This window comes from Micromonospora sp. D75, from assembly GCF_018070405.1.
GTDB classification, from domain to species: domain Bacteria; phylum Actinomycetota; class Actinomycetes; order Mycobacteriales; family Micromonosporaceae; genus Micromonospora; species Micromonospora chalcea.
Genome location: NZ_JAGPXV010000929.1, coordinates 1 through 1,579, shown reverse-complemented (window position 1 = coordinate 1,579; position 1,579 = coordinate 1). Strand labels below are relative to the sequence as shown.

Genomic DNA, 1,579 nt, shown 5'->3' with positions numbered 1-1,579 from the left:
CCGTACACGAGCGGCTCCCGGCCGCCGCCGGCCCGGACGATCCACTTGAACCCGGTGAGCGTCTCGTCGTAGGGCAGCCCCCGGGCCGCCGCCATGGCCCGCAGCAGCGCCGAGGACACGATCGTGGTGGCGTACAGGCCGGTCACGCCGCGTCGCATCAGGTGGTCGGCGAGCAGCGCGCCCACCTCGTCGCCGCGCAGCATCCGCCAGGACCCGGCGTCGCGTACGGCCACCGCGCAGCGGTCCGCATCCGGGTCGTTGGCGATGGCGAGATCCGCGCCGGTGCGGTCGGCGAGCGCGACGAGCAGGTCCACCGCGCCCGGCTCCTCCGGGTTGGGGAAGCTGACGGTCGGGAACGCCGGGTCCGGCTCGGCCTGCTCCGGCACCACGCCCGGCACGCCGAACCCGGCGTGCGCGAACGCGGCGGTCAGCACCGCGCCGCCCACCCCGTGCAGCGGCGTGTACGCCACCTTCAGGTCGCGCGGCCCGGTCGGGTCCACCACGGCGGCGGCCCGTTCCACGTACGCGGCCACCAGGTCGTCGCCGAGCACCTGCCCGGCCGGGCCGAGCGGCACCTCGGCGAGCGGGCCGACGGCCCGGATGGCCGCCTCGATGCCGGCGTCGGCGGGCGGCACGATCTGCGCGCCCGCGCCCAGCTCACCGCCGAGCTGCGCGCCCAGGTAGACCTTGTAGCCGTTGTCCTGCGGCGGGTTGTGGCTGGCGGTCACCATCACCCCGGCGACCGCGCCGAGCTGCCGGACCGCGAACGCCAGCACCGGCGTGGGCAGCGGCCGGGGCAGCAGCAGCGCCGGACGGCCCGCGCCGGTGGCCACCTGGGCGGTGCGCTCGGCGAAGGCCAGCGAGCCGCGCCGGGCGTCGTACCCGATCACCAGCGGGCCCTCGCCGCCCTGGGCGGCGAGCCAGCGCACGAGCCCGGCGGCGGCCTGGGTGACCACGGCGAGGTTCATGCCGTTCGGCCCGGCGCGCAGCGGGCCGCGCAGTCCGGCGGTGCCGAACGTCAGCGGGCCGGCGAACCGGTCGGCCAGGTCGGTCGCCGTGCCGGGCAGCCCGTCCAGGACGGCGCGCAGCTCGTCGCGGTCAGCCGGGTCCGGGTCGTCGGCGAGCCAGCGCTCGGCTCGGACGCGAAGGTCGTCTAGGTCAGTGGTTTCCGCCGCCATTGCCTCTTGATAGCACGGCGGCGGATCACCACTGGCCGTCGGCCTCGACTCAGTTCGCCTCGGTGAGCTGGAACGAGCCGACCATCGCGTCGAAGATCGGCTTGCTCTCCGCGAACCGCGCGTCGGTCGAGGAGAGGTAGAACGAGTAGACCTTGCCGTCCTTGACCACGCCCCGCCAGATGCCGTGACGCATGGACTCACCCTCACCGCAGGTGTATTCGAGCTGGCCCGCGGTCTGCCCGGCGAGCGGCTGCTCGGAAACCGACACCTCGGTGTATGGGGCGGGACAGGTTTTGCTCTTGGCGCTGTTCTTGTTCAGGTTCCGCGAGGCGAACTCGGCCCAGCTGATCGAGGTGCCGCCCCACGGCTCGGCGATCACCCGCACCTTGCGGCCCTCGTCC

General features: G+C 74.7%; 1 protein-coding gene and 1 pseudogene. Both read right to left on the bottom strand.

Annotated elements, in window-relative coordinates; translation table 11 throughout:
• Positions 1-1,178, bottom strand: a 1,178-nt coding sequence (locus KBX39_RS30780; protein ID WP_210873905.1) for a phospho-sugar mutase, incomplete at its 3' end; no start/stop codon positions are given.
• A gap of 49 nt (positions 1,179-1,227) precedes the next feature.
• Positions 1,228-1,579, bottom strand: a pseudogene (locus KBX39_RS30775) (PsbP-related protein); the annotation flags it as partial.